21 protein-coding genes and 1 tRNA gene are annotated in these 23,196 nt (G+C 41.5%); 13 read left to right on the top strand and 9 right to left on the bottom strand.

Going from position 1 to position 23,196, the window contains the following annotated elements:
• The first annotated feature begins 56 nt into the window (after positions 1–56).
• Complete coding sequence (gene putP / locus B9T26_RS14480; protein WP_086200361.1) at positions 57–1,568, top strand: sodium/proline symporter PutP; 1,512 nt, start codon at positions 57–59, stop codon at positions 1,566–1,568.
• Positions 1,569–1,649: 81 nt separating this feature from the next.
• Here putP and B9T26_RS14475 read toward each other — a convergent pair whose 3' ends face one another.
• Together B9T26_RS14475 and prpF are read right to left on the bottom strand one after the other, a co-directional pair.
• Positions 1,650–2,558 carry a polyprenyl synthetase family protein gene (locus tag B9T26_RS14475; protein ID WP_086200360.1) on the bottom strand — a complete coding sequence of 303 codons (909 nt, stop codon included), beginning with the start codon at positions 2,556–2,558 and terminating at the stop codon, positions 1,650–1,652.
• 145 nt (positions 2,559–2,703) lie between these two features.
• Positions 2,704–3,894 (bottom strand): 2-methylaconitate cis-trans isomerase PrpF, encoded by a 1,191-nt coding sequence (gene prpF / locus B9T26_RS14470; protein WP_086200359.1) that lies wholly within the window; start codon positions 3,892–3,894, stop codon positions 2,704–2,706.
• 323 nt (positions 3,895–4,217) lie between these two features.
• Here prpF and B9T26_RS14465 point away from each other — a divergent pair, with 323 nt between their 5' ends.
• The 5 genes from B9T26_RS14465 (at position 4,218) to B9T26_RS14445 (ending at position 10,881) form a co-directional block, all read left to right on the top strand.
• The gene (locus B9T26_RS14465) at positions 4,218–5,603 is read left to right on the top strand and encodes an amino acid permease (RefSeq protein ID WP_086200358.1); all 1,386 of its coding nucleotides are present in this window, start codon (positions 4,218–4,220) and stop codon (positions 5,601–5,603) included.
• An 81-nt stretch (positions 5,604–5,684) separates the two neighbouring features.
• Positions 5,685–5,757 (top strand) — tRNA-Arg (locus tag B9T26_RS14460).
• Between the two features lie 575 nt (positions 5,758–6,332).
• The gene (locus B9T26_RS14455; protein ID WP_086200357.1) at positions 6,333–7,631 is read left to right on the top strand and encodes an OmpP1/FadL family transporter; all 1,299 of its coding nucleotides are present in this window, start codon (positions 6,333–6,335) and stop codon (positions 7,629–7,631) included.
• Positions 7,632–7,961: 330 nt separating this feature from the next.
• A complete protein-coding gene (locus B9T26_RS14450) occupies positions 7,962–9,119 on the top strand; it encodes an OmpP1/FadL family transporter (protein ID WP_086200356.1) in 1,158 nt (385 codons plus the stop codon).
• Positions 9,120–9,510: 391 nt separating this feature from the next.
• Complete coding sequence (locus tag B9T26_RS14445) at positions 9,511–10,881, top strand: transporter (RefSeq protein ID WP_086200355.1); 1,371 nt, start codon at positions 9,511–9,513, stop codon at positions 10,879–10,881.
• A 74-nt stretch (positions 10,882–10,955) separates the two neighbouring features.
• On the opposite strand, the gene thrH is transcribed toward B9T26_RS14445, so the two are convergent.
• Complete coding sequence (thrH, locus tag B9T26_RS14440; protein ID WP_086200354.1) at positions 10,956–11,573, bottom strand: bifunctional phosphoserine phosphatase/homoserine phosphotransferase ThrH; 618 nt, start codon at positions 11,571–11,573, stop codon at positions 10,956–10,958.
• A 198-nt stretch (positions 11,574–11,771) separates the two neighbouring features.
• Between thrH and B9T26_RS14435 the strand changes: the two genes are divergently transcribed.
• Together B9T26_RS14435 and B9T26_RS14430 are read left to right on the top strand one after the other, a co-directional pair.
• Entirely contained in the window at positions 11,772–12,503 is a 732-nt protein-coding gene (locus B9T26_RS14435; RefSeq protein ID WP_086200353.1) for a phosphoadenylyl-sulfate reductase, read from the top strand.
• Between the two features lie 170 nt (positions 12,504–12,673).
• Entirely contained in the window at positions 12,674–14,059 is a 1,386-nt protein-coding gene (locus tag B9T26_RS14430; RefSeq protein ID WP_086200352.1) for a WS/DGAT/MGAT family O-acyltransferase, read from the top strand.
• A gap of 77 nt (positions 14,060–14,136) precedes the next feature.
• On the opposite strand, the gene B9T26_RS15705 is transcribed toward B9T26_RS14430, so the two are convergent.
• The 6 genes from B9T26_RS15705 to B9T26_RS14400 form a co-directional block, all read right to left on the bottom strand.
• A complete protein-coding gene (locus tag B9T26_RS15705) occupies positions 14,137–14,307 on the bottom strand; it encodes a PA1571 family protein (RefSeq protein WP_086200351.1) in 171 nt (56 codons plus the stop codon).
• 135 nt (positions 14,308–14,442) lie between these two features.
• Positions 14,443–15,897, bottom strand: coding sequence for a ribonuclease G (gene rng / locus B9T26_RS14420; protein ID WP_086200350.1), 1,455 nt, complete (start codon positions 15,895–15,897; stop codon positions 14,443–14,445).
• A 41-nt stretch (positions 15,898–15,938) separates the two neighbouring features.
• Positions 15,939–16,505: a Maf-like protein gene (locus tag B9T26_RS14415; RefSeq protein ID WP_086200349.1), complete on the bottom strand. Its 567-nt coding sequence runs from the start codon at positions 16,503–16,505 to the stop codon at positions 15,939–15,941.
• Complete coding sequence (mreD, locus tag B9T26_RS14410; RefSeq protein ID WP_086200348.1) at positions 16,493–16,984, bottom strand: rod shape-determining protein MreD; 492 nt, start codon at positions 16,982–16,984, stop codon at positions 16,493–16,495. Before mreD ends, B9T26_RS14415 begins: the two co-directional genes overlap by 13 nt.
• Positions 16,971–17,828 (bottom strand): rod shape-determining protein MreC, encoded by an 858-nt coding sequence (mreC, locus tag B9T26_RS14405; RefSeq protein ID WP_086200347.1) that lies wholly within the window; start codon positions 17,826–17,828, stop codon positions 16,971–16,973. Before mreC ends, mreD begins: the two co-directional genes overlap by 14 nt.
• A gap of 15 nt (positions 17,829–17,843) precedes the next feature.
• Positions 17,844–18,890: a rod shape-determining protein gene (locus B9T26_RS14400; RefSeq protein WP_086174771.1), complete on the bottom strand. Its 1,047-nt coding sequence runs from the start codon at positions 18,888–18,890 to the stop codon at positions 17,844–17,846.
• A 132-nt stretch (positions 18,891–19,022) separates the two neighbouring features.
• Here B9T26_RS14400 and gatC point away from each other — a divergent pair, with 132 nt between their 5' ends.
• The 5 genes from gatC to B9T26_RS14375 form a co-directional block, all read left to right on the top strand.
• A complete protein-coding gene (gatC, locus tag B9T26_RS14395) occupies positions 19,023–19,337 on the top strand; it encodes an Asp-tRNA(Asn)/Glu-tRNA(Gln) amidotransferase subunit GatC (RefSeq protein ID WP_086200346.1) in 315 nt (104 codons plus the stop codon).
• Positions 19,338–19,389: 52 nt separating this feature from the next.
• Positions 19,390–20,868 (top strand): Asp-tRNA(Asn)/Glu-tRNA(Gln) amidotransferase subunit GatA, encoded by a 1,479-nt coding sequence (gatA, locus tag B9T26_RS14390; protein ID WP_086200345.1) that lies wholly within the window; start codon positions 19,390–19,392, stop codon positions 20,866–20,868.
• A complete protein-coding gene (gatB, locus tag B9T26_RS14385; RefSeq protein WP_086200344.1) occupies positions 20,868–22,343 on the top strand; it encodes an Asp-tRNA(Asn)/Glu-tRNA(Gln) amidotransferase subunit GatB in 1,476 nt (491 codons plus the stop codon). The genes gatA and gatB overlap by 1 nt, the downstream gene beginning before the upstream one ends.
• 77 nt (positions 22,344–22,420) lie before the next feature.
• Complete coding sequence (locus tag B9T26_RS14380) at positions 22,421–22,990, top strand: hypothetical protein (RefSeq protein WP_086200343.1); 570 nt, start codon at positions 22,421–22,423, stop codon at positions 22,988–22,990.
• 42 nt (positions 22,991–23,032) lie between these two features.
• On the top strand, positions 23,033–23,196 hold a 164-nt coding region (locus tag B9T26_RS14375; protein WP_086200342.1), incomplete at its 3' end, for a transposase.

Raw genomic sequence — 23,196 nt, 5'->3', positions numbered from 1 at the left:
TTCTCTCCTAAAAGCCTGTGTTTCGATCTACTGTCCACCTTGTAACTGGATACCGTATGAGCTCCCTAAATCCGACCCTAATTACCTTTCTTTTTTATATTGTCGCCATGATCGCGATTGGCCTGATGGCTTATCGCGCAACCGCCAACTTCTCTGATTACATTTTGGGGGGTCGTCGTTTAGGTAGTTTCGTCACAGCGCTCTCTGCCGGTGCTTCAGATATGAGTGGCTGGTTGCTGATGGGACTTCCCGGTGCAATCTATCTTTCAGGCTTATCTGAAATGTGGATTGCCATTGGCCTGATTATTGGTGCCTGGCTCAACTGGCTACTGGTTGCCGGACGTTTACGCGTACACACCGAAGTTCAGCACAATGCCTTAACCTTGCCGGATTATTTTTCTAACCGTTTTAACGACCAAAAGAAAATCTTGCGTGTTACCTCTGCTTTCATCATTTTGATTTTCTTTGCTATTTACTGTGCTTCAGGCATGGTTGCAGGCGCGCGTCTGTTTGAAAACATGTTTGACATGTCTTATAGCACGGCGCTTTGGATCAGTGCGATTGCCACCATCAGCTATGTATTTATTGGTGGTTTTCTGGCCGTGAGCTGGACCGACACCATACAAGCGACTCTGATGATTTTCGCCCTGTTGCTTACTCCAATTGTGACTATTTTGAGTTTCTCGGATCTGTCGCAAATGACCCTGGCACTTGAAGCTGCACGTCCGCAAGCCATGAATGTCATTGGTGATTTAAGCTTTGTGGCGATTATGTCATTGCTGGCATGGGGCTTGGGCTACTTTGGACAACCGCATATTCTGGTTCGTTTCATGGCAGCAGATTCGGTCAAATCGATTCCCAATGCACGCCGTATTGGTATGGCATGGATGACTTTATGTCTAGGTGGTGCAGTTGCGGCAGGTTTCTTTGGTATTGCCTACTTCCAGCAGCATCCGGAACTTGCAGGTGCCGTCACAGCCAATCCAGAAACCGTATTTATGGAACTAACTAAAATTCTGTTTAATCCATGGGTTGCCGGTATTGTTCTGGCTGCGATTTTGGCGGCAGTGATGAGTACCTTAAGCTGTCAGTTATTGGTATGTTCAAGTACCTTAACTGAAGATTTCTACAAATCATTCTTGCGTAAGAATGCCACGCAAACCGAACTGGTTTGGATTGGTCGCTTAATGGTGTTAATGATTGCCCTGCTTGCAATCTGGATGGCCGGAAATCCTGAATCCAAAGTGCTTGGTTTGGTTGCTTATGCCTGGGCAGGTTTTGGTGCGGCCTTTGGTCCACTGATCATTCTTTCCTTGTTCTGGCGCCGTATGACCTTGAATGGTGCTCTGGCTGGTATGCTGGTGGGTGCAATTATGGTCGTACTCTGGAAAAATACGATCGGGGAAACGGGCCTTGGTTTTATTCCTGCCGGAGTCTATGAAATTATTCCGGGCTTCATTTGTTCAATGATTGCGATTGTAGTGGTCAGCTTAATGGGTAAAGCACCTACAGAAGAAGTCACTGCACGTTTCGATGAAGGTCAGCGTTTGTATAACAAATCTAAATAATCTTTAGAGCATAAAAAAGAGGACATATCGTCCTCTTTTTTTAATTCAATTTTTTAATTCATTGTTTAGATTCACATTAAATTAGCTTTTACGTGACAATAAAAATTGTGAAATCTGATTGAGTTCAGCAGCATCTTCGCCAAAGAAAGCTAAGGCTTGAAAGGCCTGATCATGCAGCTCTTGGGCATAGGCCTGAGCTTTGTCCAGCCCCATGAGTGCAGGATAAGTCGATTTATCTACTTGCTGATCTTTACCGGCAGTTTTCCCCAGCACTTCGGTATCGGAAATAATATCCAGAATGTCATCCTGCACCTGAAAAGCCAGTCCAATGGATTGCGCATATTCACGCAATTTAGGAATGGCAGGATCTGTGCCTTCAAACACGGTCACGGCTGCCATCATCACTGCCGCAGAAATCAGGGCACCGGTTTTATTGCGATGAATATTTTCCAAAGCCGTCTGATCGACATGCTTGCCTTCAGCCTGTAAATCCAGCACCTGACCACACACCATTTTTGAACTGGCGGTCGCCAGAATTTGCATCTGTTTTAAAATAATCGATGAATCAACTGCAGGTCCCCGATCAAACAGGCGGCTGCCCAAAATTTCAAAGGCCATTGACTGCAAGATATCCCCCGCCAGCAATGCCGTATCTTCCCCAAAAGCCACATGACAGGTGGGTTGGCCACGACGCAACAAATCATTATCCATACAGGGCAAATCATCATGCGCCAGTGAATAGCAGTGAATCATTTCAATCGCCACTGCCGCACGGCGAACTGCAGCAAAATTTGCATTCGGTTTTAAAGCAGCAGTTGCATAACACAGTGCCGGACGTACCCGTTTACCCCCAAGCATGACGGCATGATGCACTGCACCTTTCAGCGGCTCCGGAAGGGAAAATGCGTCTAATGCAGTCAATAAATCCTGCTGGATACGGTGTTGCGCTTGGGTTAATGCATTTACATGTACGTCTGTTAAAGATGACACATTCGCCTCGAATATTTTGCCTGGGTAAATAGATTGAAAAATCTAAAATCCGTCACTGATTAAATATACAAACGCTCTTGTCACCATGGACAGAGAACTTGCGACTCATGATACTGCTTTCTCGCAAGATTCTCTATCTGCTTTGTTAGTTCAGGCTATCTTCTGGAATTCGAACCCAGCCTTCCATCAATATCCGTGCACTGCGGCTCATCACCGCCTTTTTGACCACCCATTGACCATTCTCCTGAACGGCTTGCGCTCCCACACGCAAGGTTCCTGAAGGATGGCCAAAACGTACCGCTTCACGCGCGCCGCCGCCAGCCGCCAGATTGACCAAAGTTCCAGGAATTGCCGCGGCTGTACCAATGGCAACAGCAGCCGTACCCATCATGGCATGGTGCAGTTTACCCATCGACAAGGCACGAACCAGCAAATCAACATCTGTGGTTTGAATGTCCTTACCGCTTGAAGATGTGTAGGCCTTAGGTTTAGACACAAAGGCAATTTTTGGGGTATGTTGGCGCTTTTCCGCTTCGGTAATGTCTTCAATCAAGCCCATCTGTTTAGCACCATAAGCGCGGATGGTTTCAAAACGTGCCAGTGCCTGAGCATCGCCATTGATGGCATCCTGTAATTCAGTGCCCTCATAGCCAATCTCTTCAGCATTTAAGAAGATGGTTGGAATACCGGCATTAATAAAAGTGGCCTGGAAAGTGCCGATATTCGGAACCGCAAAGGTATCGACCACATTGCCTGTCGGGAACATTGCGCCGCCCTCTTCACCATCATCTGCTGGGTCGAGAAATTCAATTTGCACTTCTGCTGCCGGAAAAGTGACACCATCCAGTTCAAAGTCACCGGTTTCCTGCACTTGACCGTTGGTGACAGGTACATGGGCAATAATGGTTTTTTGAATATTGGCTTGCCAGATACGTACTGTACAAATACCATTTTCAGGAATACGCTCTGCACTGACTAGGCCATTGGAAATGGCAAAGGAACCGACCGCTGCGGTTAAGTTTCCGCAGTTTCCGCTCCAGTCCACAAAAGGCTGATCAATGGCCACCTGACCAAATAAATAATCCACATCATGATCCGGCTGGGAACTTTTTGCCAAAATCACGGTTTTACTGGTACTTGAACTTGCTCCTCCCATGCCATCAATTTGCTTGCCGTAGGGATCTGGACTACCAATCACACGCAGCAATAACTGATCACGCACTTTTCCAGCCTGCTGTGCTGCTTCCGGCAAGTCATCCAGTTTAAAGAACACCCCTTTACTGGTACCACCACGCATATAGGTTGCTGGAATTTTAATCTGGGGAGCAAAACTCATTTCTCTTTAGTCCTTTCATTTATGATTGTTGTACATCATCAGCAAAATGCTAAAAAGCATCATAGCGATTTTTTTATAAAATATATGCTTTCTTGACTTAAGTATAAAAAACGAACCCTAAACTTTTTTTTATCATTCCCATTATTTTATTTTATGCAATAAAAAATAAAATTAATTTATTGATTAAAAATAGAAATATATAGAATATCTTTTTTATGGATATTTTTTAACAACCTCCCTCCTAGCCCCGTACTAGGCTAATACATTTCAATCTATTACAATCTATTACAATCCTTTCCTTACACATTGTCGGGCTGAATACTTTGAATAAAGAGTCTTCTCAACTTCAGCGTGGCTTAAAGAACCGTCATATCCAACTGATCGCCATGGGCGGTGCAATTGGGACGGGCTTATTCTTAGGGTCCGCACAGGTCATCCAATCTGCTGGTCCTTCCATCATTTTGGGTTATGCCATTGGTGGTTTAATCGCCTTTTTAATCATGCGCCAACTGGGTGAGATGATTGTTCATGAACCTGTAGCAGGCTCATTTAGTCACTTTGCATATAAATACTGGGGTAAATTTCCAGGTTTCTTAACTGGCTGGAACTACTGGATTTTATATATTTTAGTAGCAATGACAGAGTTAACTGCTGTTGCAAAATATATTAACTACTGGTGGCCCCATATTCCTGCCTGGGCTTCTGCACTGTTCTTCTTTATTATTATTACGCTTGTGAACCTTGGCAACGTAAAATTCTATGGCGAATCTGAATTCTGGCTCTCTATTATTAAAGTAGCCGCAGTTGTTTCCATGATTGTTTTCGGTATTTTTTTACTATTTACCGCAGATGCAAATTCAACCGCATCTTTTAGTAATCTTTGGACTCATGGTGGATTCTTCCCGAATGGCTTTGAAGGGCTGTTCTTTATGCTTGCCTTCCTGATGTTCGCATTTGGCGGTATTGAACTGATTGGTATGGCTGCAGCAGAGGCAGAAAATCCTAAGAAAACAATTCCGAAAGCAATTAATCAGGTTGTTTTCCGTATTTTAATTTTCTATGTCGGTTCACTGACGATTCTTTTATCCTTAGTGCCATGGAATCAATTAGAATTAGGTGGATTAGATAAAAGTCCATTTGTGATGATTTTCAGTCAACTCGGTATTAACTGGGCTGCACATTTACTGAATTTCATTATCTTGACTGCTGCACTGTCTGTTTATAACAGCGGTATGTATGCCAATAGCCGTATGCTTTATAGTTTGGCACAGCAAGGCAATGCACCAAAAGTATTTACCAAAGTAAACAAACAAGGAGTACCTATTCCTGCTGTTTTACTTTCTGCATTACTTATTTTTGGTTGTGTTCTTTTAAACTACTTTGTTCCAGAAAAAGCTCTCAGCAATCTTATTTATATTGTTGTTGGCGCACTCGTTCTAAACTGGGCAATGATTACGCTCACCCATTTACAGTTTAGACGTGCAAAACGTGTTTTGAATTTCAAAACATTTTATCCAGCACTTTGGTCTCCAATTAGTAATTATATTGTTCTTATCTTCATTGGTCTTATTCTTTACATTATGTGGCAAGAAGGATTAATGGGCGCGGTAATTATGATTCCGATTTGGATTACCTTCATGCTCGTGCTCTTTGATCGATTGAATCCGAAAGATTTAAGCGATGTTAAAGCTGAAAGTGATGAAGATTAAATAAGTTATGTAAATAAAAAAGTTATTACTTCGGTAGTAACTTTTTTTTTATACCTATTTGCGCTAAATTAGCTGCGTTTTGTGCCCTTAGCTTAACTGGATAGAGCAGTTGCCTCCTAAGTGACCGACGCGGGTTCGACTCCCGCAGGGCGCACAATATTTTCCCTCTGAATGTTTAATGAAAATATTTAATAAAAAAGAATCCAAAATTCTATTAAGCTCGCTTTGAGCCTCATTTCCTATCCATTTTTATCTTTAAAATTTTCCTTAGCCGGCTAATGATACGGTTTTTAAAAATTCTAAAATAAAAATCCTTCACAAGAAATATTTTAAAAATTAGATCTCATGAATATCTATTTCTTCATTTCAAATACCATTTTCAAAATAGAGAACTCTATCACATAAAAATATTACACTTTTTACGATAAATGGTTATTTTTTAATCAAATAAATATTAACATTAAATCATTAAAAAATCATTTTAATTAATTATTTTTCAATAATTTAAAATAAAATATTAATCTAATTTTAGATTAAAAACTCTAATATGCCGACATTTTAAACACGATAGTTTTTTGTAGAGCATTTACTCTTTTTTTTATTGTGCTATTTTTGTGACATGGAGTAACAAATAATATTGAGTTATAAGACCAATATTACCAAAAAAAATCAGCGTATTCATAACATAAATCAGCCGTAATAAATTTGTACCTCAAGGAAAGACAAAGAATGAAATTAAAAACTCTTAGTACAGCCATGCTTCTTGCAACAGTACCAATGACAGGTGCATTCGCAGCTGCTTTGGACCGTTCAGGTCAATCTATTTCAGCATTCCTACAACCTGGTAATTATTTCGAAGCGGGTATTTCTGTTTTGGATCCAAATGTGTCAGGGAAAGTACAAAATAACTGGACACCTGGTGGTGCAGCAGCCCCGTTAGCGCCTGCCTATCGTGGAACATCAGTTGGAGAAATGGCAGATGATTACTATTTCCCAAGCGCAGCTTTAAAGCTTCAACTTACTGATCAATTTTCTTTAGGGATAATTTATGATCAACCTTTTGGTGCTGAAGCAACTTACTCTACCGATACTTATTTAAATCCAGCTGCTGGTGGAGTTTTCCATAATGGTACGGAAGCAACCAATGTTGAAGTAAAATCACAAAACATTTCTATGTTATTTGGTTTCCAGCCAACTGAAAACTGGAATATTTATGCAGGTCCAGTTTATCAAACTGTTAAAGGTAATATTCAGTTACGTGGCTTGGCTTATGGTAGTACCACTGCTTTAGGTCAATATAATGCGAATATGAAGGAAGACAATGCCGTAGGTTGGCTAGCAGGTTTGGCTTATCAAATTCCTGATATTGCACTCAAAGCGTCTTTAACATATCGCTCTGAAATCGATCATGAATCTGATACTCATGAGTATGGCGTAAGTAATATTCTTGGTCTCCCATTGCCAGGTTCACCAGCAGCTTTACCTAGCTATGATGTACAAACCAATACAAAAATTACTACGCCACAATCCGTAAACCTTGACTTTCAAACAGGCATCATGGCAGATACGGTAGCATTTGCTAACGTTCGTTGGGTGAACTGGAAAGAATTCTCGATTCGTCCTGAACAATTTGGAAAAGTTTCTGAAAAGTTAGGTGCTGCTGGTGCAACACCGAATAATCCGAATGGCTTTAATATTGTTTCTTATACTGATGATCAAATTTCTGCTACCGTAGGTGTGGGTCGTAAATTTGACGAAAAATGGGCAGGCAACGTATCAGTAGGTTATGACACGGGCGCAGGCAATCCTGTATCTACCCTTGGTCCTACTGAAGGATATTGGAATGTGGGTCTTGGTTTACAATTCAGTCCGGCGCCTAACTACTTCATCGCTGGCGGTGTGAAATATTTCTGGCTAGGCGATGCGAAAGCACAAGCAGCTTCTGATGCCGGTTCTAGCTCATATGTTGCAGACTTTGAAGACAATGATGCACTTGCATATGGTTTAAAAATCGGTTACCGCTTCTAATATTATTTAACTGAAAGATAAAAAGACCATTGTTCGTAATGGTCTTTTTACATAATACCTCTTGTTTTGCCCAAGACTTAAACCTATATGTTTTAAAATTGATCAAAAGAAATTACCGCTATTAGTCATTTTTTTTAAGCTTATTACTCTATTTTTTCACTTATAAATCATTAATATACAAAAGTATTGTTAGTACTTTTACTCTATTCAAGTTCATTTTTTGAATTATACAGTTCATTTTCCAATCCAAGCTGAGCATTTACTCTTATTTTATTTATGTTACTTTCGCGTAACTTTTTAAAAGATTAAGCAGCTCAGGGAAAAGAATCTATGAAGCTTACAGCCATTCATTCAGCCATTTTACTTAGTTTAGTTCCAGCCAGTGCTGCTTTTGCGGGTGGTTTAGATCGTTCTGGTCAATCAATTTCTGCATTTTTACAGCCTGGAAACTATGCTGAAGCTGGTTTTACAGTCATTGATCCGACGGTGGAAGGAAAAGATATTGCTGGAAACAAAGTCAGTGATATGGGTGATGACTACACCTCCCCTTCAGCTGCAATTAAGGTACAAGCAACAAATAAAGTTTCATTAGGTTTACTTTATGATCAGCCTTATGGCGCAGATGCAACATACGCGGTAGAAAATAGTGTATTTGCAGAAAAATCAGTTAACCAAGGTACTCATGTAGAAGTAAAGACCAATAATATCACTGCATTAGTGGGTTACCAACCAAATGAAAACTGGAATTTCTATGCCGGACCTGTATATCAAACAGTAAAAGGTCAAGTCTCTTTACGCGGTGCAGCATACGGTGGTCCAACCATGCTAGGTGGCTATGATGTTAACTTTAAAGAGGATGAAGCATTCGGCTGGATTGCAGGTGCAGCTTACTCTATTCCTGAAATTGCATTAAAAGCTGCGGTGACTTATCGTTCTGAAATCAAACATGAACTTGATACTTCAGAAACATTTGGTTTTGGCACAGTGATTCGTCCTCAGTCACATACTGAAGTGGTTACACCTCAATCTGTAAACCTTGATTTGCAATCAGGTATTGCAAAAGATACTCTAGCATTCGCTAATCTGCGTTGGGTGCATTGGGATCAATTTGCAGTCAAACCAACCAATTTGGCATTAGCTACTGCTGCTGCAAAAGGCAAAGCGCAAAACCTCATTGATTACTCTGATGACCAATGGTCAATTACCACAGGTGTATCACGTAAATTCAATGCCAAATGGGCAGGTTCAGCTTCTGTTGGTTATGATTCTGGCGCAGGTAACCCTGTAACTACACTTGGTCCTGTAGAAGGAAACTGGAGTGTAGGTTTAGGTGCACAATACAGCCCTGCTGAAAACTACTTTATTGCTGCTGGCGTAAAATACCTTTGGTTAGGTGATGCCAAAGCACAAACTGGTGGTAGTCCAGTTGGCGACTTTGAAGACAATACTGCACTCGCGTATGGTATGAAAATTGGCTACAAATTTTAATAAGTAAGCATTTTCTGTTTAAGGAGCTTCATAAACACGAAGCTCCTTTTTTATTAGAAAAATAAAATATAATTTCTAAAAATAATATTTATTTTGAACCCGGATTCAATTGAACGTTTTTTAAACATTCAAATCAATTTATTCGCATTGTTTTGGTGCGTTATTTTATTTTTTTATTTTCAATACCTTATATAAAAAAATAGAGTAAATAATCTATTTTCACCATAAAACAATGGTTTTAATTTTACCAAATGTTCCATATAGAGTATTTACTCTTTTTTTTATTATGATATTTTTCACACATAGATAGAGTTAAAAATAATTTACATATCTACTATTTTCATTAACGCATAGATGCGTTTTGTTACATTTAAGAGTCAAGGAAAGAAAAATGAACTTAAAAGCTCTTAGCAGTGCAATCATTTTAGCAAGCTTACCAACAAGTGCTGTTTTTGCCGCAGCTATGGACCGTTCGGGACAATCTATTTCAGCATTTTTACAGCCTGGAAACTATTTTGAAGTGGGTATTTCTGCATTGGATGCAGATGTATCTGGCAAAATGAATTCAGATTGGACTCCAATTGGAATTACCAAGAAGGAAAATACTTTACAAAATTCTGAACTAGGAGATATGGCTGAAAGTTACCACTTTTATAATGCAGCTCTAAAAGTTCAAATGACCGACAATCTTTCATTTGGTTTAATTTATGACCAGCCTTTTGGTGCTAAAGCTGCATATTCACTTGATGATCAGCGCCATACCAGTAAAGATGCTGTAAGTCTTGGAGCAAATAATGTAGGTGCTTTTACATACGGAAATGAAGCTACCAACGTTGATGTTCAAACTCAAAATCTTTCGTTCATTTTTGGTTTTCAGCCAACTGAGAACTGGAATATTTATGCAGGTCCAGTTTATCAAACTGTAAAAGGTGATGTACAACTCAGAGGTTCGGCATATGGCCCTCTTGGTGGTCCAGCATGCTCTATCGGTGCTTGCTATAAACCAAAGAATTCAGTAACAGGAGCTGACTATACTGGCTACAATGCTAAAATTGGTGAAAATTCATCTATCGGTTGGCTAGCTGGTATTGCTTATCAAATTCCTGAAATCGCACTTAAAGCAGCCCTTACATACCGTTCAGAAATTGATCATAAAGTTAATGTTTATGAAGAAATGCCATATGCTGCTGGATTCCCATTAACAGGGAAACTTCCTCCCCTTAGTTATTATGAGTCAGATAAAAAAACTAAAATTACTACCCCACAATCTGTAAATCTTGATTTACAGACAGGCATTATGGCCAATACAGTTGCATTTGCTCAACTACGTTGGGTTGAATGGTCTAAATTTGCAATTCGTCCACATCAGTTTGGACAACTTGCATCTGCATTAACTCAATCTCAAATCAACAATCCACGTGGCTTTGATTTAGTAGCTTATGATAAAGATCAAATTTCTGCTAACGTTGGTGTAGGCCGTAAAATTAATGATCAATGGGCTGGTACAGTCATGGTTGGTTGGGATTCTGGTGCAGGTAATCCAGTATCTACTCTTGGTCCAACTGAAGGATATTGGAGTGTAGGTTTAGGTGGTCAATTCTCTCCTACTCCACAGTCATTTGTTCAAGCAGGTGTTAAATACTTCTGGCTTGGTGATGCTAAATCACAAGTCGCTAGCTATTTTGGTACAGATTTGTCAGCAGCTAACTTTGAAGACAATGATGCGATTGGTTATAGCTTGAAAATCGGTTACCGCTTCTAATTTGCTCTAAAAATTAGGATCAAACAAAAAAGGGCGCATAAAGCGCCCTTTCTTATTCTATAAACTTAAAAATATTAAGCCGGAATATTACGCACTGAAGCATTACGAATTGCTTCTTTTAACGCGTCATAACCATGAATAGGTGGGAATTGCGGGAATTCCGCAATCACATTTTCAGGCGCATCAAACAGGAAGCCGTGGTCTGCTTCGCCTAGCATCGTAGTATCATTATATGAATCACCAGCAGCAATCACGCGGAAGTTCAAACCATGCAGAGCTTTAACTGCCTGACGCTTTTGATCTGGCTGGCGCAGTTTATAATCTGTGATCATGCCATTTTCATCAGTTTCCAATTTATGGCAGAAAATGGTTGGCCAATCCAGTTGCTTCATTAAAGGATGAGCAAACTCATAGAAAGTATCTGAAAGAATAATCAACTGGAAATGCGTACTCACCCATTTCACAAATTCTTTAGCACCCGGGAAAGGTCCCATATCTGCAATCACGTCCTGAATATCATTCAAGCCCAAACCGTGCTCTTTTAAAATATTCAGGCGCTGCGTCATTAACACATCGTAGTCTGGAATATCACGTGTAGTGGCTTCCAATGCTTTAATTCCAGTTTTTTTGGCAAAGTTAATCCAAATTTCTGGAACTAACACACCCTCAAGATCAAGACATACGATTTCCATGGGTTCTCCCAATGTCAGTGAAAAATTTTGCGCTATCATAGCTTAAAAATTGATATTTCAGGTGCTGTTTTTTAAATCTATTTTATTCATAAGTATTTATTTTTTAGTGCTAAGCAGATTATTTCAATTCTATTAAAATCGTTGTGAAATAAATTAATATAGGTTTTTAAGTATCCAAGCCTATAGCCAGGAACTGTCATGACTCACATCCCTACCATTGACCTTGTTGATGCGCTTGCATCTGAATATGCCGATAAGTCTCCCAGCGAGATTCTGGAACTTGCCTTAAGTCAGCAAGGTGAAATTGCCATTTCATTTTCAGGGGCTGAAGATGTCGTTTTGATTGATATGGCTTCTCATCTGGGTAAACCTTTTCGTGTCTTTAGCCTCGATACTGGTCGTTTACATGCAGAAACTTATCAATTTATCGATACTGTCCGTAAACACTACAATATTGAGATCGAAATTTGCTTCCCGGAAACAGAAGTGATGCAAAAACTGGTCACTGAAAAAGGTTTCTTTAGCTTCTATCAAGATGGCCATAAAGAATGTTGTGGCATCCGTAAAGTTCAGCCCCTACGTAAAAAACTGGCTACGCTGGATGGCTGGATTACCGGTCAGCGTAAAGACCAAAGCCCGGGCACTCGTACTGAAATTCCAGTAGTTCAAGCAGATGCCGGTTTTTCAGGTCCTGGAAAACAACTCATTAAATATAACCCGCTGGCAAACTGGTCGAGTTCCGACGTATGGAACTATATTCGTATGATGGAAATTCCATATAATCCTTTGCATGAACGTGGTTTTATTTCGATTGGCTGTGAACCTTGCACCCGCCCTGTATTGCCGAATCAGCATGAACGCGAAGGTCGCTGGTGGTGGGAAGAAGCTACCCATAAAGAATGTGGCTTACATGCAGGAAATTTAAAATAATAATTTTTTTAAAAAAACCACTGTGATTCAGTGGTTTTTTTTAACTTATGATTACACATAAAGCAGTTCTTTTCTTTTTGAAAAAAGATATACTAAAAAACGGTTTTTATAATTCTAACAAGCCTGTTCATATAAGAACAGCCAAAAATTGCAGTGAGGCATTCCGCGCTATGCGTCCATTACACCCAATTGATTTTATTTTTTTGTCGCTAGAAAAACGTCAACAACCGATGCATGTCGGTGGACTGTTTCTATTTCAAATTCCTGACAATGCACCTGACACATTTATTCAAGATCTCGTTGCTGATATTCGTAAATCCAAGTGTCTTCCTGTTGCGCCTTTTAATAATAAACTCAATGGCCTATTTTGGGACGAAGACCAGGAATTTGATTTAGACCATCATTTCCGTCACATCGCGCTTCCGCATCCAGGTCGAATCCGTGAATTACTCACTTATATTTCACAAGAGCATAGCGCACTGCTTGATCGTGCTAAACCACTTTGGACCTGTAATATTATTGAAGGTATTGAAGGCAACCGCTTTGCCATGTACTTTAAAATTCACCATGCGATGGTGGATGGTATTGCCGGCATGCGTTTAGTTGAAAAATCACTGTCGCATGATCCAAATACCAAAAGTATTGTGCCACTGTGGTGTGTTGAAGGTCCACGTGCTAAACGCATTAAAGCCCCACCACAGAGTCGCATAAAAAAAATTATGGGTGCCTTAAAAGAGCAATTTGAAGCAACCCCAAAAGTCATGTATGAATTATCTCAGACGATCTGTAAAGATATGGGACGTAATCCTGACTATGTTTCAAGTTTCCAGGCGCCAAGTAGTATTTTGAATCAACGCGTGAGTTCTTCTCGTCGTTTTGCTGCACAATCTTTTGAACTGGCTCGATTAAGTAAAATTGCTAAAGTACTCGGTGTGACCATTAATGATGTAGTACTGGCCATCTGTTCTGGCGCGCTGCGTGAATATTTGCTCAGTCAACACGCATTACCGAAAAAACCGCTGATTGCGATGGTACCTGCCTCCGTTCGTGATGATAATTCTGATGTCTCTAACCGTATCACCATGATTCTAGCCAACTTGGGTACGGATAAGGAAACACCATTAGAACGGCTACAAATTATTCGCCGTAGCGTGTTAAATGCCAAACAGCGTTTCAAACGCATGAATTCAAATCAAATTTTAAACTATAGCGCATTGGTTTATGGTGCTGCGGGCTTAAACATTGTGTCAGGCGTAATGCCAAAGCACCAAGCGTTCAATATCGTGATTTCAAATGTTCCAGGACCGCGTGAACCGCTCTACTGGAATGGTGCTAAATTAGATGCACTCTACCCTGCATCTATTGTTCTGGATGGACAGGCACTTAATATTACAATGACCAGCTATTTAGACAAACTGGAAGTGGGCTTAACCGGTTGTCGCAATGCCTTACCGAAGATGCAAAACTTGCTCACACACCTGGAAGATGAAATTCAGCGCTTTGAAGAGATTGTGGGTCAAGATATCCCGCCAAAGAAGTTAAGAGCGGTGAGTTAACCGCTATTTCAAAAAAGTGAAGAGTAAATTAATAAAGGGGCCTTTCAAAGGCCCCTTTATTTTTTAATTATACGAGATTAATTCTTAATTGCACGACATTGATTTAATAATTGATGGCAGACCGAACGAATCATGGCAGCCGTAATTTGAACTTCTTTGCCCTGCTCATCCACAATATAGCCGCTGTGTGCAGGTTTATTCTCTAAAGCGTTCAAACTTTTTTTTATAATTGCTTGGCTCATACTCATGTCATACCTCTTTTTTTGCTAAGCCAAAACTGGGAGATTTTGGCTTTGGCTACTGTGTATGACTAGTATTCAAAATTACACTTAAAAAGTAAAATTTCAGATGTAACAAGTGTTTAACGATATTCTGTTACAATTTCAACTCAGAATGATATCGTATTGCTCTTGCGTATATAGATTTTCCACCTGAAATTTGATGATACGCCCTATAAAGTGCTCTAAATCGGCCACTGCGGGTGCTTCCGCTGTTAACAATCGGTCAATCACGGAAGGATGTGCAACCACGGTAAAACCACTTTTACTTTCAAAAGCACGTGCATATCTTAAAATTTCACGAAAAATTTCGTAACATACCGTCTCTGCCGTTTTCACATAGCCGCGGCCCTGACAAGTAGGACACGATTCACATAATAAGTGTTCTAAAGATTCACGGGTACGTTTTCGGGTCATTTCCACCAGACCCAACTCCGAAACCTGGGTGATTTTAGTTTTGGCATGATCACGTTCCAGCATACGCTCAAACTGACTCATCACTTCTTCACGATGCTGGGCTTCCTGCATATCGATGAAGTCAATAATGATAATGCCGCCCAAATTACGTAAGCGCAGCTGACGGGCAATGACCTGAGTCGCTTCCATATTGGTTTTAAATACCGTGTCTTCCAAGGTTCGACCGCCGACATAGGAACCGGTATTGACATCAATGGTGGTCATGGCTTCAGTCTGGTCTATCATCAGATAGCCACCCGACTTCAACGCTACCCGTGTTTGCAGCGCCTTCTGTATATCTTCTTCAACATTGTATAAATCAAAAATTGGACGTTCACCCGGATAGTGTACTAACCGGTCTTGCATACTCGGTACAAACTCAAGCACAAAGTCTTGTAACTTGGTATGTATTTCACGTGAATCAACGGAAATTTTGGCGGTATCTTCATTGGCCAAGTCACGAATAACCCGCTGAGGCAGAGGCAATTCTTCAAAAATCAGTGACGGCACGGCAATGCTTTGTTGCTTGCGCTGAATAAATTCCCACAGCTTGGCCAAATAGGCCATATCTTGCGCAATTTCAGATTCAGGAATCCCCTCTGCCGCAGTACGGACAATCACGCTGCCTGGTAATTTATGTTCAGTTTGAATCCTTTCGATCATTGAACGTAGCCGATCACGTTCCTGTTCAGATTCAATGCGTTGCGACACGCCAATATGATGACCATAAGGCATTAAAACAAGGTAGCGTGAAGGAATGGAAAGGTCGGTACTAAGACGCGCGCCTTTGGTTCCCAGCATGTCTTTCATCACTTGAACAGTGAGAACTTGACCGGGCTGCAGCAGTTCAAAAACATTGGGAGTGGGTTGATTGCGTGGCCAGACCATATCATTGATATGTAGAAAAGCAGTGCGAGAAAGCCCGATATCGACAAAAGCAGCCTGCATGCCCGGCAGTACACGCACCACTTTGCCTTTATAAATATTGCCTACCAATCCACGCTTAACTGTACGCTCAACAAATAATTCATTGACCGTGCCGTTCTGGATTAAGGCCACACGACATTCCATAGGTGTGACGTTAATCAACAACTCGTCAGACATAATAAAACTCAAAACATTATAAAAATTCTTTTTGAGGTCAGTTAATTTAGTGCCTTAACTGCCTGTAATAACTGTACGGTTTCATGTAAAGGCAAGCCCACGACATTGCTATAACTGCCTTCTATACGGGGAATATAACGCGATGCGATGCCTTGAATGGCATAACCACCCGCTTTGCCTACTGGTTCCCCTGTGGCCCAATAATCTTCCATATCATTGAGACTTAATTTTTGAAACTCAACCTGCGTTCGTACCACTATACTTGATTTTTCTGTACTTGTACGTACGCAAACACCTGAAAATACATCATGTTTACGACCTGAAATACGTTGCCACATTTCAAAAGCATGTCGTTTAGATTCAGGTTTACCTAAAATTTGACCATCTACCCCTAAACTGGTGTCAGCGGCAATAACTATGGCCTCTGGAAATTGCGCTAATACGGCTTGAGCCTTGCTAAAGGCTAAACGCTCGACATAAGCGGCAACATTTTCCCCTGCAAGAATAGATTCATCGATATCCGGGCTAAAGATCTCGAAATCCAAACCCAACTGTTGCAGCAGTTCCCGACGACGCGGAGAACTCGAAGCCAGAATTAAACGCGCCATTTTTTCAGCATAAAATACATGACCGGGAAAACCAGCAGACTGGTCAATAAAGGCTGCCAGTGTCTGGCAATTGAAAATTGCAAGCCACCCATAATTTGCAAAATCCAGGTCAAAAATAGATGCGCCAGCACCGCCAGGAAACTAATCACCCAAAGATTACCAAAGGTCAAGATGCGTCGTTCACGTGTTAAAAACCTGACTATAAAGGTAATTAACACAAAACTTAGCGCATTCATGCCTAAAGGAGCATCTAGCAGCAGGTCGGTAAAAATCCCGGTGGCAAAAGCAAACCAGATTCCGCACCAGGTGGGCTGGCACATCACCCAAAATAGCACGAGCAGCAACATGAATAAGGGACGTGCACCCGATACGGTATACGACAACGGATAAACCATCAGCACGGAACAGAGAATGACCGAAACAATAATGGCAATTAAAGGATCACGTTTTTGTTCAGCACGTAATTTAGCGAGTCGCATGCGGCTGCTCCATCGCTAGTGAATCAGAAAACAGGACGACCACATGATGTCCACCTGCCAGTTGCGCGGCTGGAATCACTTCAATCTGGGCAAATTCACCTGAATTATGCCGATTCACTTTAGAGACTGTACCCACCAGATAACCCGCCGGGAAATGTGCCCCCAGACCTGAGCTATACACTTTTTCACCGACCTTGACATTGGCGCTGGTCGGAACATATTCCATCTTCAAATGACCTAAATCACCTGTTCCCGATACAATGGCACGCATTCCTGTATGTTCTAAACGCACAGAGAGGGAGTGCTCTTTATCGGACAACAACATAATACGGCTACTATGCGAATTGACATTAATGATCTGCCCCATAATCCCCTTATCATCCAGCACGGTCTGACCGACCTTAAGCTGACTGCTGGAACCACGGTTAATCACAATAATATGTCTTAAAGGATCTGCATCGGTACCGATCACTTCTGCAATTTCCATGCGTCCATCAATAATCAAAGGCGTATCTAGCAGCCCTCTTAGACGGGTATTTTCAGCAGAAAGTTCAGATAGTTTTTGCAGACGAACCTGAGCCTGTAACAGCTCGGCTTGCATCGCGGTATTTTCACGACGTAACTGGGCTTCAGACTTGGTTTGTTGATTGAGCCATTCTCGCGATAATACCGGATAACTTGCAGCTGCATAAATCGGATTATATGCCGCATACAAGACATCACGTGCGGGCTGAATCACATGGGGCATGCGCCAGTTAAAAAACAGCACAACCAGACATGTGATGACCGCAATGATAAATGAGCGAAAAGATGGCGGTTGTCGAGAAAACAGTTGTGTTTGCACCGCCTGGTCCTTAACTTAACCTACAAAGAGCATGTCGTGATTTGGATTGTCGAAGAATTCCAGAACTTTACCACCGCCACGAGTGACGCAAGTCAACGGATCTTCAGCCACAACCACAGGTAAACCCGTTTCTTGTGCAAGTAGCTTGTCAAGGTTGCGAAGCAATGCGCCACCACCGGTCAGCACAATGCCACGTTCTGCAATGTCGGAAGACAATTCAGGTGGAGTTTGTTCAAGTGCAGATTTCACCGCAGACACAATATTTTGTAGTGGATCAGAAATCGCCTGGGCAATTTCAACTGAAGTTACGGTAATGGCACGAGGCACACCTTCAGCCAGGTTACGACCACGAACTTCGATTTCGAGTATTGGAGCACCTTCATCCGGCAATGCCATACCCACTTCTTTTTTAATCACTTCAGCCGTGGTTTCACCAATCACACAGCCATGCGCTTTACGTACGTAGTTAATGATCTGTTCATCAAATACATCACCGCCAATACGTAGCGAGTCTGCATATACGCAACCCTGTAATGAAATGATTGCAATTTCAGTGGTACCACCACCAACGTCCACAACCATCGAACCACATGCCTGTTCAACCGGCATACCAGCACCAATTGCAGCAGCCATTGGCTCTTCAATTAAACGGACATCACGTGCGCCAGCATTGAATACGGCTTCACGAATGGCACGGCGCTCAACCAGCGTTGATTTGCACGGTACACACACCACAACACGCGGTGCAGGCGGGAACAGACGCTTTTCATGTACTTTACCAATAAATTGGTTCAACATGGTTTCGGTCACTTCGAAATCGGCAATCACACCATCTTTCATCGGGCGGATTGCAGAAATATTTGCAGGAGTACGACCAAGCATTTGTTTAGCATCAAGACCAACAGCGGCAACGATTTTTTGTGAACCACTGTGACGAATTGCCACAACCGTCGGTTCATTTAATATAATGCCTCGTCCTGGTGCATAAATAAGTGTATTTGCTGTACCTAAATCAATGGCTAGATCGGGCGAAAACAAGCCAATTAGTCTTTTTAGAATCACGGAGACGTTCTCGATTAAACTTTATGTGGACGCAAGGTGGCAACTTTAACTAAATGTGATGATTTGAACAAGTCAATCGCTTATTATAACGCACGATATTTTGAATTTTTTTAATACTGATTAGGTAATATTATGTCTACATCGGATGCTCAGCATTCTGCAGATCTAAATGCAAAAACAGTTTCAGCAATCGCACATCTTGCCCGATTGTCGCTAAATGATACGCAATCTGCTGAATATGCTCAAAGTCTAAATAAAATTTTAGGCATGATGGAAACCTTAAAAGGCATTAACACTGAAGGTGTTGAGCCGCTTAAAAGCCCATTTGACAATCCACAGCCCTTACGTGAAGACGTGGTTTCTGAAGAAAATCATCGTGAAGAATATCAAGCTGTTGCACCGGCAACCCAAGATGGCTTGTACCTTGTTCCGCGCGTGATTGAGTAATTTTTATTCAGTTAAATCATTTTATTAAATTAAACGTAAAGAAATATTTCTCATGACAGATTTACATCGCTTATCGATTCGTGAACTTTCCGAGGGTTTGGCTGAGGCTAAATTTTCGTCTCGCGAATTGACCGAACATTATTTAAAACGCATTGAAAAAATCGATGCTCAAGTACAATCTTATGTCACTGTCACGCCTGAGCAGGCTTTGGCTCAAGCCGATGCAGCTGATGCAGCCATTAAAGCTGGTCATGCAAGCGCTTTAACCGGTGTGCCAATTGCGCATAAAGATATTTTCTGTACCCAAGGCATTAAAACCACTGCCGGTTCTAAAATGCTGGATAACTTTATCTCTCCTTACGACGCCACCGTTGTAGCGAAAGCTAAAGCTGCGGGCCTTGTGACTTTAGGTAAAGTGAACATGGACGAATTCGCCATGGGTTCAACTTCCGAGTCATCTTACTTTGGCGCGACCAAAAACCCTTGGGCGCTGGATCACGTTCCTGGCGGTTCTTCAGGCGGTTCTGCTGCGGCTGTAGCGGCTGACTTGGCTCCGTTTGCCACCGGTACAGACACTGGCGGTTCAATTCGCCAGCCTGCGTCTTTCTGTGGTTTGACTGGTCTTAAACCGACATACGGTCGTGTATCTCGTTTCGGCATGATCGCTTATGCATCATCTTTAGACCAAGGTGGCCCGATGGCACGTTCTGCTGAAGACTGTGCTTACTTGATGAACGTGATGGCCGGTCATGATGCCAAAGACTCAACCTCTGTTCAAAAAGATGTTGATGACTACGTTGCAAACCTGAACGGTACTTCTGTTAAAGGTTTACGTATTGGTATTCCAAAACAGTACTTCAATGTTCAAGGTTTGGATGCAGACGTTAAAGCACGTGTTGAAGAATCACTGAAAAAATTAGAGGAAATGGGCGCTGTTTTGGTTGAGATTGACCTCAACATGACCGATGCTTATGTTCCAACGTACTACCTGATTGCCCCTGCCGAAGCATCTTCAAACTTACAGCGTTTTGACGGCGTACGTTATGGCTACCGCTGTGAAAACCCAGTGGACTTGATGGACTTGTACAAACGTTCACGTTCTGAAGGTTTTGGTGCTGAAGTACAACGTCGTATCTTGATTGGTACTTACGCACTTTCTGCCGGTTATTACGATGCCTACTATGTAAAAGCACAGAAAGTACGTCGTTTAATCCAGCAAGACTTCTTAAAAGCATTCGAAAATGTTGACGTGATTGCAGCTCCTTCTGCGCCGACCACTGCATATAGAATCGGTGCGAATCTTTCTCCTGTTGAGATGTACTTGGGTGACATCTACACCATCGCGGTGAACCTGGCAGGTCTTCCTGCGATTAACGCGCCTGTTGGTTTTGACAAAGACAATTTACCGGTTGGCTTACAACTGATTGGTAATTACTGGTCAGAATCTCAATTGTTGTCTGTGGTGCACCAGTACCAACAAGCAACGAATTGGCATACGAAACGCGCTGCAATTGCTGAGGAGAATGCATAATGGCTCAAGCTCAAAAGAAACCAAAATCTAACCTGATTGATGGTTGGGAAGTCGTTATTGGTATCGAGATTCACACTCAGCTTGCAACCAATACCAAAATTTTCTCAGGTTCATCGACTGTTTTTGGTAATGATCCAAACACACAAGCGAGCCTTGTTGATTTGGCAATGCCGGGCGTACTTCCTGTACTAAACAAAGAAGTGGTTGATCTTGCGATCCGCTTTGGTTTGGGCATCGATGCTTACATCGACCAGGCTTCTGTATTTGCACGTAAAAACTACTTTTACCCGGATTCTCCAAAAGGCTATCAGATTAGCCAGATGGACAACCCGATTGTGGGCTTGGGTCATATCGACATCCAGCTTGAAGATGGCACGGTTAAACGCATTGGCGTAACACGTGCGCATCTTGAGGAAGATGCAGGTAAATCGATTCACGACCAGTTCGAAGGTATGTCAGGTATCGACTTGAACCGTGCCGGTACGCCGCTGCTTGAAATCGTATCTGAACCGGATATGCGTTCGGTTGAAGAAGCGGTTGCCTATATTAAAGCGATTCATACGCTAGTACGCTGGTTAGGGATCTCTGACGGTAACATGGCTGAAGGTTCGTTCCGCTGTGACTGTAACGTGTCTTTACGTCGTCCGGGTCAACCCTTCGGTACGCGTTGTGAGTTGAAAAACTTGAACTCATTCCGTTTCATTGAACAAGCGATCAATGTTGAAATTGAACGTCAAATGGAAATCCTGGAATGGGACGGTACCATTGACCAAGAAACGCGTCTGTTCGACCCTGTGAAAATGGAAACCCGTTCAATGCGTTCTAAAGAAGAAGCGAACGATTACCGCTACTTCCCTGACCCGGACTTGTTGCCTGTGATCATTGCAGACGAACAAATTGAAGCAGCTCGTGCTGCCCTTCCTGAGTTACCTAAAGCGCGTCGTGAGCGTTTCGTGGCTGACTTTGGCGTGACTGAGTACGATGCTCACGTATTGACGCTTACACGCGAGTTGTCGGACTTCTATGAAGTTGTTGTGGCTGCTGCTGGCGGTGCTGCGCAAGGTAAGATTGCTGCGAACTGGGTGATGGGTGAATTCTCAGGCGCTTTAAACAAAGCAAGCTTGGATTTGGCTGACTCTCCTGTATCTGCTGAAAAACTTGGTGGCATGATCGCGCGTATTGTGGACAACACGATCAGCGGTAAAATCGCGAAACAGGTGTTCGGCTTTATGTGGGAAGAAGGCAAAACTGCAGACGAGATTATTGCTGAGAAAGGCTTGAAACAGGAAACTGATACAGGCGCGATTGAAGCGATTATTAAGGAAGTGCTTGCTGCCAACGAGAAGATGGTTGAAGAGTTTAAATCTGGTAAAGAGAAAGCTTTCAACGGTCTTGTTGGTCAAGTGATGAAAGCGTCTAAAGGTAAAGCCAACCCTGCTCAAGTGAATGAATTGATGAAGAAATTGATTGGTTGATCTAATTAATTTTGAAAAAAAACCCGCTGTGAAGCGGGTTTTTTATATAATAAAGAAAATTATAATGATGAATATTCATGGACTTAACAAGCACAATTGGAGCTATTGTAGCAATCGTTACAGCAATCTTAGCTTTAGGGATTAATCTACATGTCTTACATGAACACAGAAGAAAAAAGTTCAAAGCTGAACTAGAAAATTATGAAGAATATTTTCATAAGTATTATTTACCGGAAACGTGTAAGAATATTAATCTACTAATAAAAGATAAAGCCGCGCAAAACTTAACTAGATTGAAGTTTATTGATCACAGCTTACTCACGTACTTTATCAATTTGCATGAGAAAAGGTTACTAGTTTTAGATCAGATTTTAGATTTACTATTTTTTTCACATTCATTAATAAATATATCTGTAATTGAAGAAAAATATGAGTTCAAGTCAAAACTTTTATTTCCAAAAGTCAGCATGGCATTAAATTACTTCGGTTACGTATTTTTCTTACTTTATGCGATATATCTTTATATGCCCTTTTCATCTGAGATTTTTGAAGGGTGGATAAAAATATTTGTAACCATAGGAGCAATATTTGCTGGTTTTATTTCTTTGAATCGAGCAGTGATCCTAGCCAAAATAATGGACATGTAGTCCCTCTAAAGATAACGTAACGTTAACTTTGGAGATGTAAAAATGGCTAAACGCTTTAGTCCAGAATTTAAACAGCAAGCAATTGATTATGCACTTTCAAACTCACACGAGTCTGTAGCTGCAATCGCCCAGAAATTAGGTGTGGGTTATTCCACATTAGATAAATGGATTCGTGAAGCTAACCCAACAGGTTCAAGTAAACGTCA

The sequence above is a fragment of the Acinetobacter sp. ANC 4169 genome, assembly GCF_002135355.1.
GTDB lineage: Bacteria > Pseudomonadota > Gammaproteobacteria > Pseudomonadales > Moraxellaceae > Acinetobacter.
Note: the sequence above shows the minus strand (reverse complement) of the source record. Positions and strands in the feature narration are given on the sequence as shown.